The following is a 14567-nucleotide window of genomic DNA, read 5'->3' as shown; positions in this document are numbered from 1 at the left end:
TTCGCAAAAAAAATAAAGTGATCGGGGGCGAAAAATGGGAGAGAGATCAAAGCAAACGGAACATTTGCCGTTGCAGGCAAGCCTGCCCAAGGCTCATCAGGGTGCGTGCCTGACCGTCGAAGACGAAGCCGCGCCTCAGGTAAAACCCCTCGCCGATCCGGTTGCCATCGAGCAGCCACAATCTGACGCTGCCACAACCTGCACGACGCATCTGCATCGCCACCGCCTGCCATAGCCGCTTGCCATGACCCAGGCGCCAGTGCTCGGGATGGAGGTAAAAAGCGCGGATCAGGGCGCTCGGCTCTGTGCTATCCAGCACGAGTTGCCAGTAAAGCAGGCCTATAACCACCTCGTCCTGGCAGATCAACATGGGCCTGGGGCCGGATCCGGCGAGCCGGCTCTGCCAGATCTGCAGGTGCTCGGTCACCGAAAGCTGGGTCAGCATGTCGGCACCGAGCACCTCGCCATAGGCTGCGAGCCAGCTGGCCCGCTGCGTCACCGTCATGGCGGGGGCGTCATCGGGCCGCGCCATGCGCAGGCTTACGCCTTGCATTGGGGCACCAGACCGTTGGCGCGAGCCTGCTTAAAGAGCGGCAGCACGTGCGCTTGTTGCGCCTGCAACTCGGCGATCCGGTTCTCGTTACTGGGGTGAGTGGAGAGCAGCTTCGGCGGGGTGTTGCCACCGGCGGCGGCACTCATGTTCTGCCACAGGGGAATGGCTTCAGCCGGATTGAAACCGGCGCGGGCCATCAACTCCAGCCCCAACCGATCCGCTTCACTCTCCTGGGTGCGGCCATAAGGGAGCATGACACCGACCTCGACCCCGAGGCCAAGGGCGGCCATGGTGGCGCCGCGATACTCGCTGCTGCCCATGGCGATGTCGGCCGCCGCCAGACCGAGACCGGTCAGCTGGCTGCGGGAGAGCCGTTCGTTGGAGTGCTGGGCCAGCACGTGAGTCAGCTCGTGGCCGATGACGGTGGCGAGCTGATCCTGATTCTTGGCGACCTTGAGCAGGCCGCTGTAGACCCCTATCTTGCCGCCGGGCAGGGCGAAGGCGTTGACCTGCTTGGAGTCAAACACCACCACTTCCCAGCTGGTGATGCCATAGCTGGCGGGTACCTGGGCAGTCACCGCCTTGGCGACGCAGGAGACGTAGGCATTCATCCTGGCATCTTTGCTCACCTTCTCCTGCTTCTTCATCTGCTCGAAGGAGTCGGCGCCCAGCTGGTTCATCTGCTGGGGCGAGAACAGCAACATCTGACTACGACCGGTAGGAGACTGGGCACAGCTGGCCAGCAGGGTAGAACAGAGTGCCGCCAGGCCGAGCTTGAACAGGGGGGATGTCATGGAGGTGTCCTTCACCATAAAGATGCCCTATTTTCGGAAATGCGGGCGTCCGGCGCAAGTCGCCAAATCATACTGTTCGGCGAAAGCGGTCACAGGTCGCCATGGTGGATCCACTCAAAAAGAAAACGGGCCCCGCGGGGCCCGTGTGGCAGAGGAAACTGGCTTACATGATGCCCAGTTTCTTCAGGTCGGCTTCGACCACCTTGGCCGGCACCGGCACGTAGCCATCTTTGGCAACGATGCTTTGACCCGCTTTGGAGAGCATCAGCTTGACGAACTCTTGCTCCATCGGGGAGAGCGGCTTGTTCGGATGCTTGTTCACGTAAACGTACAGGAAGCGCGACAGCGGATACTTACCGGTGATGGCGTTGTCAGCGGTCGCTTCGATGAAGGTCTTGCCATCCTTGGAGAGCGGCACGGCGCGCACACCGGAGGTGACATAACCGATACCCGAGTAGCCGATACCGTTCAGAGAGGCAGAGACTGACTGCACCACGGAGGCAGACCCCGGTTGCTCGTTCACGCCGCTCTTGAAGTCGCCGTTACACAGGGCGTGCTCTTTGAAGTAACCGTAGGTACCGGAGACAGAGTTGCGACCGAACAGCTGCAGATCCTTGGAGGACCAGTTGCCGTCCAGACCCAGATCAGACCACTTGGTGGCCGCCTTGTCTTCGCCACACTTGAGGGTGCTGGAGAAGATGGCATCCAGTTGCGGCATGGTCAGCCCCTTGATGGGGTTGTCCTTGTTGACGAACACGGCCAGGGCATCGACCGCAACGCGGATGGCGGTCGGCTTGTAGCCATGGCGCTTCTCGAATGCTTCCTCTTCACCTGTCTTCATGGCGCGGCTCATGGGGCCAAACTGGGCAACACCTTCTGTCAGGGCAGTTGGCGCGGTGGAGGAACCGGCGGCCTGGATCTGCACGTTGACGTTGGGGTACATGCGCTTAAATTCTTCGGCCCACAGGGTCATCATGTTGGCCAAGGTGTCCGAACCGACAGAGGACAGGTTGCCCGAGATGCCGCTGGTCGGTGTGTAATCCGGCAGATTTTTATCCACACCGGCAGCCAGGGCGCTGACGGAAAACAGGGTTGCTGCGGTGAATCCGATTACACCAGCCAGTTTGTTGAGTTTCATCCAATCTCTCCAAGTCCAAGGTTGTAGAACGCAGTCCATTCAAAAACGGTGTTAACTTCGCTCAACGCCGGTCACGACGACCGATTTGTTGAGTTTCATTCCATGCCCTCTCCACCCAGTCCGAGGTTGCAAAAGGCTATCGTCAATCTGATGTCAAACCTGGTTAAAACCCGCTCGTACTGTTGGTCGGGCTTCATTTCGTCCCCGCCAACGTGACAGAAGGTCCGTTCTCAAGACGGCGCCAGTATCTGACCTGGCAGTGACAAATTTATGGATTTAATGTGACACTTTAATGACATGGCAAGGCGTTGGGCCAAATGAAAAGAGGGCCGCCGTCGCCGCCCTCTCTGCACTGCTAACCCCTTGCTGAAAAAGACTATTTCAGCACCACCATATTGGCCGGAATGAGGAAGCTGAAACGGCTACCGAGGCCAACCCGGCTCTCGATATCGAGCTGGGCGTCGTGATGACTCAAGGCATGCTTGACGATGGCAAGCCCCAACCCTGAGCCACCCGTGTGGCGCGAGCGTGCCTTGTCGACCCGATAGAAACGCTCGGTGAGCCGCGCCAGATGTTCGGGCGGGATACCTTCCCCCTCGTCCTGCACCACAAACAGCGCCATGGCCCCCTGCTTGCGCCACTCCACGCTGATCTTGCGCCCCGCCGGGGTGTAGTGAATGGCGTTGTAGACCAGGTTGGAGATGGCGCTGCGCAGCTGATCCTGATCCCCGCGTACGAAGAGATTGGACTGCACCCTGAACTCGATCTGGTGAGCCCGATCCCCCGACAGTACCCGTACCTCCTGCTCCAGCAGCCCCAGCATGGCAGGCATGTCCACCAGGTGGGAGAGATCCACCGAGGGAGCCGCCTCGATGCGCGACAGGGTGAGCAGCTGGTTGACAAGGTTATCCATGCGGATGGTCTGCTCCATCATCACCCTGTGTGCCTTGGCCCACAGGTCAGGGGGGGGCAGTTCTTCGGTCATCTCCAGATAGCCCTTGAGTACAGTGAGCGGTGTACGCAGTTCGTGGGAGACGTTGGAGACAAAGTGCTTGCGGGTTTTCTCCAGGCTGCGCAGCCGGGTAACATCCCGCACCACCAGCATGGCCTGATCCTCGGCGTAGGGCATGATGCGAAACTCGAGACTCTTCTCCTCGTTGATGGGCGAGGCTATCTCGAACGGTTCGTCATACTGCCCCTCACCCAGATAGGCACCGAAGGTGGGATTGCGAATGAGGTTGCCTATGTGCTGACCGGCGTCTTCCGGCCAGCGAAAACCGAGCAACTGCTCTGCCAGCCGGTTGCACCAAAGGATGCTGCCGTCAGTGCGAAACACCACTGCGGCATCGGGCAGGGCTTCGGCCCCTTCCCGAAAACGGCGGATGAGACCCGCCAGCTCGCGGCGCCGGGCGCGGTGGCGTTGCTGCAACTTGTAGATGCCGTTGAAGATATACTCCCAGCTGCCACTGCCGTTGGGGGGCACCAGGCTGCGATCGTGCCACAGCCAGTCCGACAGCCGCTTCTGAAAGCGATAGTGCCAGCCCAGATGCAGCACGGTCGCCACCAGCAGGCAAAGGGTGAAGGTATCCGTCAACCAACCGACCAAGACGAAGGGCGTATAAAAAAACGCCATCCGCCACAACTGTCGCCGCCAGGCGTAAGGTTGCAACATAACGTCCTCTAGAGACGGATGGAAAAGCGATAGCCTGCACCGCGCACCGTCTGAATCAATCGATCGTGACCCGTCTCTTCGATAGCCTTGCGCAAGCGACGAATATGCACATCCACGGTTCTGTCCTCGACGTACACATTGGTCCCCCAGACATTGTTGAGCAGCTGCTCGCGACTATAGACCCGCTCGGGGTGGGTCATGAAGAAGTGCAGCAGTCTGAACTCGGTCGGCCCCATGTCCAGCGCCTTCTCCTCGGCGCTGACCCGGTGGGAAACCGGATCCAGTTTAAGTCCCTGCACCTCGATCACCTCGTCCACCGACGTGGGCGAAACACGACGCATCACAGCATGAAGGCGGGCGGTCAGCTCCTTGGGAGAAAAGGGCTTGGTGATGTAGTCGTCGGCACCGGCCTCCAGACCACGCACCTTGTCCTCCTCCTCACCGCGGGCGGTCAACATCACCACCGGGATTTGGCGTGTCACCTCATCCTGCTTGAGTTGCTTGATGAACTGGATGCCACTGCCACCCGGCATCATCCAGTCCAGCACGATGAGTTCGGGGTAAGGTTCGCACACCTTCGCCAGTCCATCGGCGTAATCTTCCGCTTCAACCGTCTCATATCCCTTTTGCTCAAGCACGAAGCAGAGCATTTCGCGGATGGGTGCTTCGTCCTCGACCACCAGAATTCGCTTAGCCATATCCCTTCTCTCTCCTGTGTGAAGATGGGTGCGCCAATTATTAGAACTTTCTGTGACACTTTTATGACTTTATGACAGGCGAGATGATAAACGTTTTCAGATTCATTTGGCAGCTGCGAGTTGCAGCAAGTCCCAACGGTTGCCACTGATGTCCTCGAACACCACCACCATGCCGTATGGCTCGCTACGTGGCTGTTCACAAAAATGAACACCATACGCCTGCATGCGCTGGTAATCCCCCCAGAAGTCGTCGGTTTCGAGGAACAAAAACACCCGGCCGCCCCCCTGCTGACCGATGGCGGCCTGCTGCTCGGGCGTGACGGCACGGGCCAGCAGCAAGGCAGAGCCTGGCGCGCCGGCAGGCGCCACTCTCACCCAGCGTTTGCCCGGTTTGCCCGGCTCATCAAGCCGGGTATCTTCCAGCAGCGCGAAGCCAAGTCCCTCGGTAAAAAAGCGAATGGCCTGATCGTAATCGGCCACCAGCAGGGTCAGCGCCCCGATCGATTGTGTTGTCATCTTGCTCTCTCGCATTCATTGATTTTTCGACTGTTGGCGGCACGGTAGCACTGCGGTCAGTTCACTTCCACCCGGTTGCGGCCCCGCTTTTTAGCCTGATAGAGCGCCTCGTCAGCGCGCTTGAGTAACAGCTCCAGCGGATCCCCTGCACGCTCGGCCACCCCGAACGAGGCGGTGACCCGCAGGGCTGAAGGCCAATGGGGATAGGCTGCCAGTATGACCCGTAGCCGCTCGGCCAAACTGGCGGCTCGCAGCCTATCGTAGTGGAAGCAGACCAGCACGAACTCCTCCCCACCCCAGCGCACCAGATGGCAGAGTGCATCACAGTGGCGCAGGATCTCGCTCACCAGATGCTTGAGCACCTCATCCCCCACCGGGTGGCCATGGGTGTCGTTGATCTGCTTGAAGTGATCCACATCGAGATAGATAAAGGAGCAAGCCAGCTCGTCTATCTCGGCTAACAAGCGTTCACCACCCAACCGGTTGAGCGCGCCGGTCAGCGGATCGTAACAGGCCAGTTCGCGGGAGCGGCGGCTCTCTTCGCTCAGGGTGCGGTTGAGCGCCTCCACCTCCAGCTTGGCCTGATGGGCATACTGCAAGCGATGTTTCATATAGATATGGTTGACCAGAAAAAACGCGCAGCCATAGATAAACCAGACAAACAGGATCAGCCGGTAGAAGAGGGTGGCATCGAGCCAGGGGCCGTGAAACTGCAGCTCCTCGATCACTACCCCATGCTTGCCGGGTGGCATGTCGGAACCCGCTACCACCTCCATGGCATAGACCCGATCCAGATTCGCCCCCTGCTGCTGCAGCGGCACATTGAAATACTTGATCCACTAGGTCGCCGGAGTGAATACATCCAGCGGCACCTCGTGGGACTTGCCGTAATCGGCCGGACGAAAGATGATTTCGTTGAACTTGGGTTGCAACGGGTCATCCACCGTGTCGTAAGCCGGATTGTAGTTGCGCAGATAGAAGCGCCAATCCTGCTCCCCCTCCCCTGTCACGCTCAAACGAATATGGAGCATGTCGAAACGGGCGAGATTAATCCCCTGCTGGCGCGACGTCAGGGTGAGGACCAGGCCGCAACTGGGGTAGCTGTCCGGGCTGGCAACCAGGATGCACTCCACCCCGGGGTTACCATCGGCCGAGGGGAGGTAGCGCACTGCCCCCGGCGCAGCATCCGCTGCCTGCTGTACGGTCACAGAGAGCGGCCCCCCCTTCATATCGAGCACCCGCTCGGGGCCGAACTCGAACAGCAGGATGGAGCAGCAGGTCAACGCCAGCAGGTACCAGAACAGCGACTCGGCAAAACGGGAACTGGAAGCGATCATGCTGACCCCATCGCATCAATATGGACACCTGGGCCATCTGGTTTGGGCAGAAAACTCTCCGGCATCCCCATCATGGCACGCGATAACAAAACACTATGATAACCCCTGGAACGACAAGAAACAGGTCACCTATCAAGGTGTTCGCAGCTCATCGTCACCTTTTCCCACCATTGCGACCCCAAGCTCTGCCGACTGCAGGCGATAGCGCTGGGGCGAGCAGCCCAACTCACGGTTGAACATGGCGATAAAGGCCGAGGTGGAGCCGTAACCGAGCCGCCAGCCAATCTCCTGCACCGGCAATTCCCCCTTGAGCCAGGCCAGCGCCTTAAGCAGCTTGAGCCGGGCCCGCCACTGGCCGAAGTTCATGCCCAGTTCGCGCACGCAGCGCCGGGCCAGAGTGCGCTCCGTGCTGTGCAACTGTTCGGCCCACTGGGCCAGGGTGCGCGGATCGGCAGGATCGCAGTGGAGCGCCGCCAGCATGGGAGCCAGCAGCTTGTCCTGGCTCATGGGCAGGTAGCTCTCCTGGCAGCGGGTGCGGGTCAGCTTCTCCACCAGCAGCTCGGCCTGGCGCACATCCCATTCATCCTGCATGTGGCCCAGCTTGCGCTCGCAAAAATCTGCCAGCATGGTCCGGATGAGCGGTGTCATCTCCAGCAGGCGTGGCTCGGCTGGCAGCTTGGCCGCCAGAGCATGATTGACATAGATGGAGGTGTAGGCGAGGGCCTGCTGGTTGTAGGAGGCATGCTCCAGACCCGCCGGCACCCAGATAAGGTAGTCGGCGGGAGCCACCAGCCGGTGCTGATCCAGCACTATCTCCATCACCCCCAGGCTTATCAGGCTGAGCTGGCCCCAGGGGTGGCTGTGTGGCGCGCAGGCGCTCTCGGCCTGGATCTGCTGATAGCGCAGATAGAGGGGGTTGGGCTCGGGCAGATGTAAGTCGGTCGGGTGATACTGATGCACGGCCATTGCGGGTGACTTGTCCTTTCTGCGGGATGAATTGTCAGTTTTACGTTATTTGATAACAGAAAGACAAGAGTAGACTTGGCCCCCTGTTAACAAGGATCCTTTGATGCGTATCTTCTTTCCGCTTATGTTTCCGCTGATGGCCGTGCTGATCTGGGCCACCAATACAGTGGTGTCCAAGGCCGCCGCCAGTGTGATCGACCCGGCAGCCATCTCTTTTTACCGCTGGGTGATAGCCGCCCTGGCACTGACCCCCTTCTGCCTACCGCAGTTGTGGCGCCGCCGCCACGAAATCCGCCCCTGGCTCGGCAAGCTGCTGGTGCTGGCGGCCCTTGGCATGGTGCTCTACCAGTGCCTTGCCTATTACGCCGCACACACCACCTCGGCCACCAACATGGGGGTCATTGGCTCCCTCATCCCGCTGCTGACCCTGCTGCAGAGCGCGCTCTTCTTCGGCCAGCGCCCCGGTAAGCAGGCGCTGCTTGGCATGAGCATCTCGCTGTTCGGGGTATTCTGGCTGCTGAGCCAGGGCCAACCGCTGGCTCTGCTGCACGACGGCATCAACCCGGGGGATGGGCTCATGTTACTCGGCTCCGCCAGCTACGCCCTCTATGGTCTGCTGATCCGCCGCTGGCAACTGCCGTTCGGTCCCTGGCTCAACCTCTACATGCAGATCCTGTTGGCTGTGCTGCTGCTGATCCCGGTCGCCCTCAGCGCAGACTCCCTGGCGGTACCCGCCGAGGGCTGGGGCCTGGTGCTGTTTGCCGGGCTAGCCTCCTCCCTGCTGGCCGCCTACTGCTGGATGCGCGGCCTCGCCTGCATGGGGGCGGAGCGCACCTCTGTGTTCATGAACCTGATGCCGCTGTGTACCGCCCTCATTGCCGTCATCACCCTGGGAGAGCCCGTTCACAGCTATCACCTGCTGGGGGGCGGTCTGATCCTGACCGGCGTCATGCTCTCCCAGCTCAGACCACGGGTACGCCCCGCCCTTGCCGGGGAGGCATAAACCGGCGAGACAAGCCGCTGCAACACAATGCAAGAAGGGAGCCTCGGCTCCCTTCTTGCATTGTGTTGCAGCGCTAAAATCCGCAGGCTCAGTTGCCCCGGCGCCAGTGGTAGCGCCGCTCCGGCCGACCACGCTGGCCGTAGTTGAGATCCACATCGACCCTGTCTTCGGACTCCAGATACTCCAGGTAGCGGCGCGCCGTAGTGCGGCTGAGCGACAATCGCAGCGCCACCGTATCCGTGGAAAACGCGGTATCCGGCTCACCGGCCAGCAGCTCCAGCACCTGGCGCAGCGTGATAGCGTCGATCCCCTTGGGGGTATCACGTATCTCCCTGGCCTGGGGACGCCCCTTGCCCATCAGCCGATCCAGGTCGCTCTGCTCCAGAGAGCCCCGCTCGCTGATACGCCTGTGCAGGGTCAGGATCTCGTCCAGGCTCTGCTGGATGCGAAACAGCCGCAACGGCTTGATGATGTAATCCTGCCCCCCCAGGTTGAGGGCCTGCTGTATCGTCTCAACATCGCAGGAGGCGGTCACCATGATGACGTAAGCCTCACGGTTATGGCTACGCAGCCGGTTGACCCACTCGAGGCCAGAGCCGTCGGGCAGGGAAATATCCACCAGCAGCAGCTGCGGCTGGGTCGCTCGCATCATGAGGTCGGCCTGGGTCAGGCTTTCGGCCCGACCCAGCAGGGAAAATCCGGGGGTAGAGGAGACCAGCTCGGACAGAATGGATCCAATCCGTTCGTCATCCTCGATCACCAGAGTGAATATGGGCGCCATAGATCACACCAATTGGTTTTTATTCAAGTAGATACCGAACAGAGTGGTCTGTTCGGCGGTGCGGCGCCATTCTATCACACCCCCTCGTCTGGCCACCGTCTCCTTGACCAGGAAGAGGCCAACCCCGTGATCACCCGTCTGACGGCTGATGCCGTAATCAAACAAATGATCCGCCAGCGCTTCGTCTACCCCCTCGCCGCTGTCCTCCACCTCTATCACCAGCCGGCGACCAAAATCGTTGAGGGAAATCAGCACCCGCGGCGGACACGCCTTGCGCCTGGCCCAAGCGGCGCGAATGCCATTGTCGAGCAGGTTGCCAATGAGGGTAATGAGATCTGCCGACACCGCCGCCGGATACTCTCCCAGCGCCGAGTCGGGATCCAGCACCAGCTCCACCCCCAGCTCCCGCGCCCGGCTGAACTTGCCGAGAATAAGCCCCGCCACCGGCTTATCTTCGATGGCCCGCAGCAGCCCCTGCAACATGGTCTGGCAGGCCTCGCTCTCCTGCTGAATGAGTTCCACCGCCTGATCCACATGACCAAGCTGCAGCAGGCCGGAGAGGCTGCTCAGCTTGTTGGCGAACTCGTGGGTCTGCATCCGCAGCATCTCGGCATACTGGCGCAGATGGGTTACCTGCATGCCGAGGCTGCCGGTCACCTCTGGGCGACTGAAGATCAGCAGGCGACCGGGCACCTTGCCCTCCACCGCCTGCCAGCGCCCCACGAACGCCTCACCGTGCACAGTGAAGCCCAGCTCGGTTTCGAGCTGGGTCAAGGCGGGCGCCAGTGGTGGTGATAACTCGGCAAGGGGCTGCCCCAGCAGAGCATGACGCCCTGTGCCCGGCAGACGCAGTTGATAGAAGGCGGCGCTGTTGAGCATCCGAATATTGCCCCCGCTGTCGATGGCTATCACCCCCTCCGAGATGTGCTCCAGCACCAGCTCCTGCAGCACGAAGCGATTGACAATGGCTTCGGGCTCCAGATCCAGCAGGGTGCGACGCAGCAGATGTTGCAGCCAGAGCGCCAGCAGCAGACCACAACCCAGCACGGCAAGGATGGCAGTGACCAGCAGAGCGATCCGCTCCAGATAGATGTCCTCCACCGTCTGCATCAGGTAACCCACCACCACGGCACCCATGGCGCGGCCATCGGGCCCGATCACCGGAGCAAAACAGCGAATGGCCGGGCCTAATGTGCCCTCATCTTCGGAGCAGTAGCTGAGCCGCTCATGGAGGGCCGGCCAGATGTCTTCACCACGGAAGAGGCCACCGATCCGTTCGGGCGAAGGGTGGCTAAGGCGATGGGCATGTTCATCTGTCACCACCATGTAGGCGGCATCGGTGCGATTGCTGATCCCCTCCACATAGTCGCGCAAACCGGGATCACTGCCCTGTTGCAGGGCTTGCACCACCCGGCTGTCGGCCGCCAGCACCCGCGCCAGATCGGCACCATTCTCCTGCAGAGTGCTCTCCAGCAGATGGCGGATAAAAAGGGCAAGCAGGCTGCCCAGGATCACGATCAGCAGCAGTGACAGACCCAGAGAGAGGGTAACCAGTTGGTGGCGCAGTTTCATCGATTAGCCTTGCAACATCAGGAAGCGGACCAATAGTGCGGGCGCCACCAGGTCTGGTCAATCAGCGGCGCAGGATCACCACTAAAATCGGCCAATCCCTCCTCGCGGGCGGTGAGGGCCACGGCTCTGGCGACCGCGCGGGCCACCTCCCCCACCTGCTCAATGGGAGGCAACAGCCGCCCCTCGGCCAGTGGATAGGCACCCACCGCCCGCACCGCCGCCTGCAGCATGCCATCGCTGATGTGGCGCGCCTTGACCGCGCAGGCCCCCAGGCCAATGCCCGGAAACACGTAGACGTTGTTGCACTGGGACACTACCCGCGCCTCCCCCGCCACCGTCACAGGGGCAAAGGGGCTGCCGGTGGCGAGCAGGGCGCGTCCCCCGGTGGCCTGCCACACCTGCTCCGGCGTCGCTTCGGCGCTACGGGTGGGGTTAGAGAGCGGCAGGATCACGGGCCGCTCACAGGCGGCGCCCATGGCGCTGAGCACGGCTTCATCAAACAGGCCGCCCTGGCCGCTCACCCCGATCAGTACGCCGGGGCGCAGGCGTTCAATGAGCGCAGGCAGCTCGCCGCAGGCCTCTTGCGCCGGGCGGGCAAACGGCCGCAGGGACGGGGTCAGGTTGGCGCGATCCAGGCAGACCAGTCCATCCTGATCAAACAGCTGCACCCGCTCCGAGCCACCCGCCAGTTGAGCCAGCATGGCGGCGATGCCGCAACCCGCCGAGCCGGCACCAACGATGAGCACAGGGGTGTCGGCCAGCTGGCTGCCCGCCTGCTGCAAGCCTGCCAGCACACAGGCTGAGGCGACCGCCGCCGTGCCCTGAATATCGTCGTTAAACATGCACAGCTCGTCCCGATAGCGGGCCAAGAGGTTCGCGGCATGCTTGCCGGCGAAGTCTTCAAACTGCAGCACCACCTGGGGCCAGCGTGTGCGAATGGCCGCCACTACCCGATCCATGAAGTGGTAATAGGATTCGCCATCCACCCGGTTGGCCTGCCAGCCGAGGTAGGAGTCATCCTCCAGCAGCTCGGGGTTGTTGGTGCCGACGTCGACGCACAGCGGCAGGGTGCGCGCCGGGTCGATGCCACCAGCGGCCGAGTAGAGCGCCAGCTTGCCGATGCAGATCCCCATGCCGCCGATACCGAGATCGCCGAGCCCCAGCATCCGCTCACCGTCAGAGATGACGATGACATCCACCTCTTGCTCCACCGCGGCGAAGATGGCGTCCAGATCGTCCCTGTCATGCCAGGAGAGGTAGAGACCGTGGCTGCGCAGATAGAGGTCGCTGTGGCGCTGACACGCCTCTCCCACCACTGGGGTGTAGATAATGGGCAGCAGTTCCGGCAGGTGGTGGCGCACCAGATCGTAAAACAGCACCGGGTTGTCTTCTTGCAGCTGGCGCAGCAGCAGGTGCTGATCGAACGGGTTCTGCATAGGGCAGGCTGGTGCCCATCATGATGTCGTTCATTGTCTATTCCTTATGCCAGCAGCGAGATGAGCAGGGTGGCCAGGATCAACATGACGGCGCCCCCGAGACGGGAAGAGATCTGGGCAAACGGCATCAGCTTCATGCGCTGGGCCGCCGACAGCACAGCCACATCGCCCGTGCCCCCCATGTTGGCCATACACAGACCGCCGGTGAGGGCCGCCTCTATGGGATAGAAACCTATCATGCGCCCCACCAGGGCTGCCCCCAGGGCACCGCCAACCACTGTCACCAGCACCAGCACGAAGTAGCTGATGGAGAAGGCGCTGATGAGCTCTGGGATGCTGGTGTAGGCGACACCTATCCCCACCAGCAGGGAGGGAGTCAGATTGCCGACCACGAACTGGTACCAGTCGGCGGCAGCCTGCTCGTAACGACGTGGCAGCACGCCGCTCACCTTGATGATGGCCACTGCCAGTATCATCAGCGCAAAGGGGTGCATGGGAATGAAGTTGCCGAGCAGGGATCCCAGTACGAACATGCAGGAGCTGATAAAGAGCCCGATGCCGAGACTCTCCAGCGTCGGGGCCTGAGTCTGCTCTTCGGCCACGTTCTGGCTGATCTCCTTGATCATCAGCTGGCCGTTGCCAGTCAGGGAGGGGTAACGACGGCCGAGACGGGCCAGCACTGTGCCCACCAGAATGGCCAGGGTGTTGGCGATCACCACGGCGGGCACCATGCGTGACAGCAGATCGGCGCTGGACATCTGCATCGGGCCGGAGAGGATCTCCACCAGCGGTACGGCGCCGGCACCCATGCCACCGCCCATGATGGGCAGGCCGATAAGCAACACGGCATTCTTGAAGCCATAACCCATCAGAGAGCCGACCAGGCCAACGCTGAGCAGCGCCAGGGTCACGCCCCCCAGAATGACCGGCAGGTAACGCATGGCGGCGTTTTTCAGCAGGGCACTGCTCATGCCAAAGACAGAGCCGGTCACCAGACTGGCGATGAAGAAGTTGAGAAAGCCCCCCTCCTTCATGAAGCCGATGATCACCTGACCCGCCTCGACTGGCAGGATCCGGTATTCAAACAGGGCGGCGCCGCCGAAGATGGCGAGTATGGTGCCGCCCCCCAGATACTCACGTATGGGAGTGATGCGTTCGCCCAGCTCGGTCAGCAGGGTACCGAGCACGAACATCAGCGCCAACGCGCCGACCATGCCGAGCAGCAAGGATCCATTCCGGCCTGAAAAGAGCACGCAGGTGGCAAGCCCGAGAAAGATCATCATGGGCATGCCGGCAATCTGTCGGTCGCCAAACAGCGCAACCCTGGTTTGTGGGGTAGAGAGGTTTTTCATTGTTATGCTCCAACGTGTGGTGTGGCGCTACTCTAGTGATCCTCCCCTTCCCTGTCGGTTAGCCCGATTACAAAGGCATATAAAAACATTAAAACCTTAAACGCTATGGCCATAAAATGGCCACCGCCCGCGTTATTCACTCGCCCTGAACTACGCTGGCCAGACACAGACATAAAGAGTGATGTCGGCGTAACGCCACGACCTGGCGGGACAGGCATTAAAAAATGATTAAATTTCGCCCACCAACAGGCAAAAAATAATCGGATAGCAGTCGGATGACGACAGCCCATATATAGGCTGCGCCTTCATATCAACAGGGCAACAACGCTGGCATAGCACCTGCGCGATCCCATGAGCTGAGGCTGGTGGATCATCAGGCCCCGGGTGTCACCGGCAAGAGGCAGTTCCGGGAGGGATATGATGTGGGTTGCTCCGCGGGCGCGAAACAACAGCGGTGCCTTCCAGAGCGATAAAATGAGGCAGGTGGGACAGTGCATGCCCCAAGGATCAGGCTCGCCTGAATGGCCTGAGCCTCATTTCAACCTGCTCGCTTTCACTATTCGGCTAATAACAGTGGAATATTGGCGGGGTCAAATTCATGACAGATATCACTCGCTTCCAGACCTGACTCTTATACACAAATATTGTGAACTGATTGGCACTTTTCCCGATTTCCAGGATCTGATCTCCTATGTGACTCCCGAACATGGTAACGATCATGCTAACTTTTGCTCTTCATCGTGCGGCCG

At 61.0% G+C, this 14567-nt stretch carries 13 protein-coding genes and 1 pseudogene; 1 reads left to right on the top strand and 13 read right to left on the bottom strand.

Going from position 1 to position 14567, the window contains the following annotated elements:
• Window positions 1–46: 46 nt before the first annotated feature.
• From GWQ22_RS10500 to GWQ22_RS10460, 9 genes are all read right to left on the bottom strand, one after another.
• Window positions 47–553: a GNAT family N-acetyltransferase gene (locus tag GWQ22_RS10500; RefSeq protein ID WP_042038242.1), complete on the bottom strand. Its 507-nt coding sequence runs from the start codon at window positions 551–553 to the stop codon at window positions 47–49.
• Window positions 541–1347: a M48 family metallopeptidase gene (locus GWQ22_RS10495; RefSeq protein ID WP_212513645.1), complete on the bottom strand. Its 807-nt coding sequence runs from the start codon at window positions 1345–1347 to the stop codon at window positions 541–543. Before GWQ22_RS10495 ends, GWQ22_RS10500 begins: the two co-directional genes overlap by 13 nt.
• A gap of 163 nt (window positions 1348–1510) precedes the next feature.
• Entirely contained in the window at window positions 1511–2485 is a 975-nt protein-coding gene (locus tag GWQ22_RS10490) for a phosphate ABC transporter substrate-binding protein PstS family protein (protein WP_108535928.1), read from the bottom strand.
• Window positions 2486–2861: 376 nt separating this feature from the next.
• Window positions 2862–4157 (bottom strand): phosphate regulon sensor histidine kinase PhoR, encoded by a 1296-nt coding sequence (gene phoR / locus GWQ22_RS10485; protein WP_042038238.1) that lies wholly within the window; start codon window positions 4155–4157, stop codon window positions 2862–2864.
• An 8-nt stretch (window positions 4158–4165) separates the two neighbouring features.
• A complete protein-coding gene (phoB, locus tag GWQ22_RS10480) occupies window positions 4166–4855 on the bottom strand; it encodes a phosphate regulon transcriptional regulator PhoB (RefSeq protein WP_042038237.1) in 690 nt (229 codons plus the stop codon).
• A 102-nt stretch (window positions 4856–4957) separates the two neighbouring features.
• Window positions 4958–5371 (bottom strand): VOC family protein, encoded by a 414-nt coding sequence (locus GWQ22_RS10475; protein ID WP_275930252.1) that lies wholly within the window; start codon window positions 5369–5371, stop codon window positions 4958–4960.
• Between the two features lie 56 nt (window positions 5372–5427).
• Window positions 5428–6192 carry a GGDEF domain-containing protein gene (locus tag GWQ22_RS10470; RefSeq protein WP_275930251.1) on the bottom strand — a complete coding sequence of 255 codons (765 nt, stop codon included), beginning with the start codon at window positions 6190–6192 and terminating at the stop codon, window positions 5428–5430.
• Window positions 6193–6210: 18 nt separating this feature from the next.
• Window positions 6211–6708, bottom strand: coding sequence for a hypothetical protein (locus tag GWQ22_RS10465; RefSeq protein ID WP_275930250.1), 498 nt, complete (start codon window positions 6706–6708; stop codon window positions 6211–6213).
• Between the two features lie 132 nt (window positions 6709–6840).
• Window positions 6841–7674 carry a helix-turn-helix transcriptional regulator gene (locus tag GWQ22_RS10460; protein WP_275930249.1) on the bottom strand — a complete coding sequence of 278 codons (834 nt, stop codon included), beginning with the start codon at window positions 7672–7674 and terminating at the stop codon, window positions 6841–6843.
• A 103-nt stretch (window positions 7675–7777) separates the two neighbouring features.
• Between GWQ22_RS10460 and GWQ22_RS10455 the strand changes: the two genes are divergently transcribed.
• Window positions 7778–8677, top strand: a complete 900-nt coding sequence (locus GWQ22_RS10455) for a DMT family transporter (protein ID WP_212513642.1) — start codon at window positions 7778–7780, stop codon at window positions 8675–8677.
• 88 nt (window positions 8678–8765) lie between these two features.
• Here GWQ22_RS10455 and GWQ22_RS10450 read toward each other — a convergent pair whose 3' ends face one another.
• From GWQ22_RS10450 to GWQ22_RS10435, 4 genes and pseudogenes are all read right to left on the bottom strand, one after another.
• Window positions 8766–9458, bottom strand: a complete 693-nt coding sequence (locus tag GWQ22_RS10450; protein ID WP_275930248.1) for a response regulator — start codon at window positions 9456–9458, stop codon at window positions 8766–8768.
• 3 nt (window positions 9459–9461) lie between these two features.
• A complete protein-coding gene (locus GWQ22_RS10445; protein WP_042038224.1) occupies window positions 9462–11030 on the bottom strand; it encodes a sensor histidine kinase in 1569 nt (522 codons plus the stop codon).
• Window positions 11031–11047: 17 nt separating this feature from the next.
• Window positions 11048–12500 (bottom strand): annotated as a pseudogene (gene maeA / locus GWQ22_RS10440) (oxaloacetate-decarboxylating malate dehydrogenase).
• 10 nt (window positions 12501–12510) lie between these two features.
• A complete protein-coding gene (locus GWQ22_RS10435; protein ID WP_275930247.1) occupies window positions 12511–13818 on the bottom strand; it encodes a 2-hydroxycarboxylate transporter family protein in 1308 nt (435 codons plus the stop codon).
• Between the last annotated feature and the right edge of the window lie 749 nt (window positions 13819–14567).

This window comes from Aeromonas sp. 1HA1, assembly GCF_029237385.1.
In the GTDB taxonomy this organism is placed as follows: domain Bacteria; phylum Pseudomonadota; class Gammaproteobacteria; order Enterobacterales; family Aeromonadaceae; genus Aeromonas; species Aeromonas popoffii.
Note: the sequence above shows the minus strand (reverse complement) of the source record. Positions and strands in the feature narration are given on the sequence as shown.

What these genes read in the sequence shown, in the direction of transcription:
- GWQ22_RS10435 (WP_275930247.1), bottom strand. Translation starts at nt 13,818, where the DNA reads ATGAAAAACCTCTCTACCCCACAAACCAGGGTTGCGCTGTTTGGCGAC.
- GWQ22_RS10500 (WP_042038242.1), bottom strand. Translation starts at nt 553, where the DNA reads ATGCAAGGCGTAAGCCTGCGCATGGCGCGGCCCGATGACGCCCCCGCC.
- GWQ22_RS10475 (WP_275930252.1), bottom strand. Translation starts at nt 5,371, where the DNA reads ATGACAACACAATCGATCGGGGCGCTGACCCTGCTGGTGGCCGATTAC.
- GWQ22_RS10455 (WP_212513642.1), top strand. Translation starts at nt 7,778, where the DNA reads ATGCGTATCTTCTTTCCGCTTATGTTTCCGCTGATGGCCGTGCTGATC.
- GWQ22_RS10460 (WP_275930249.1), bottom strand. Translation starts at nt 7,674, where the DNA reads ATGGCCGTGCATCAGTATCACCCGACCGACTTACATCTGCCCGAGCCC.
- GWQ22_RS10450 (WP_275930248.1), bottom strand. Translation starts at nt 9,458, where the DNA reads ATGGCGCCCATATTCACTCTGGTGATCGAGGATGACGAACGGATTGGA.
- phoB (WP_042038237.1), bottom strand. Translation starts at nt 4,855, where the DNA reads ATGGCTAAGCGAATTCTGGTGGTCGAGGACGAAGCACCCATCCGCGAA.
- GWQ22_RS10490 (WP_108535928.1), bottom strand. Translation starts at nt 2,485, where the DNA reads ATGAAACTCAACAAACTGGCTGGTGTAATCGGATTCACCGCAGCAACC.
- GWQ22_RS10495 (WP_212513645.1), bottom strand. Translation starts at nt 1,347, where the DNA reads ATGACATCCCCCCTGTTCAAGCTCGGCCTGGCGGCACTCTGTTCTACC.
- GWQ22_RS10445 (WP_042038224.1), bottom strand. Translation starts at nt 11,030, where the DNA reads ATGAAACTGCGCCACCAACTGGTTACCCTCTCTCTGGGTCTGTCACTG.
- phoR (WP_042038238.1), bottom strand. Translation starts at nt 4,157, where the DNA reads ATGTTGCAACCTTACGCCTGGCGGCGACAGTTGTGGCGGATGGCGTTT.
- GWQ22_RS10465 (WP_275930250.1), bottom strand. Translation starts at nt 6,708, where the DNA reads ATGATCGCTTCCAGTTCCCGTTTTGCCGAGTCGCTGTTCTGGTACCTG.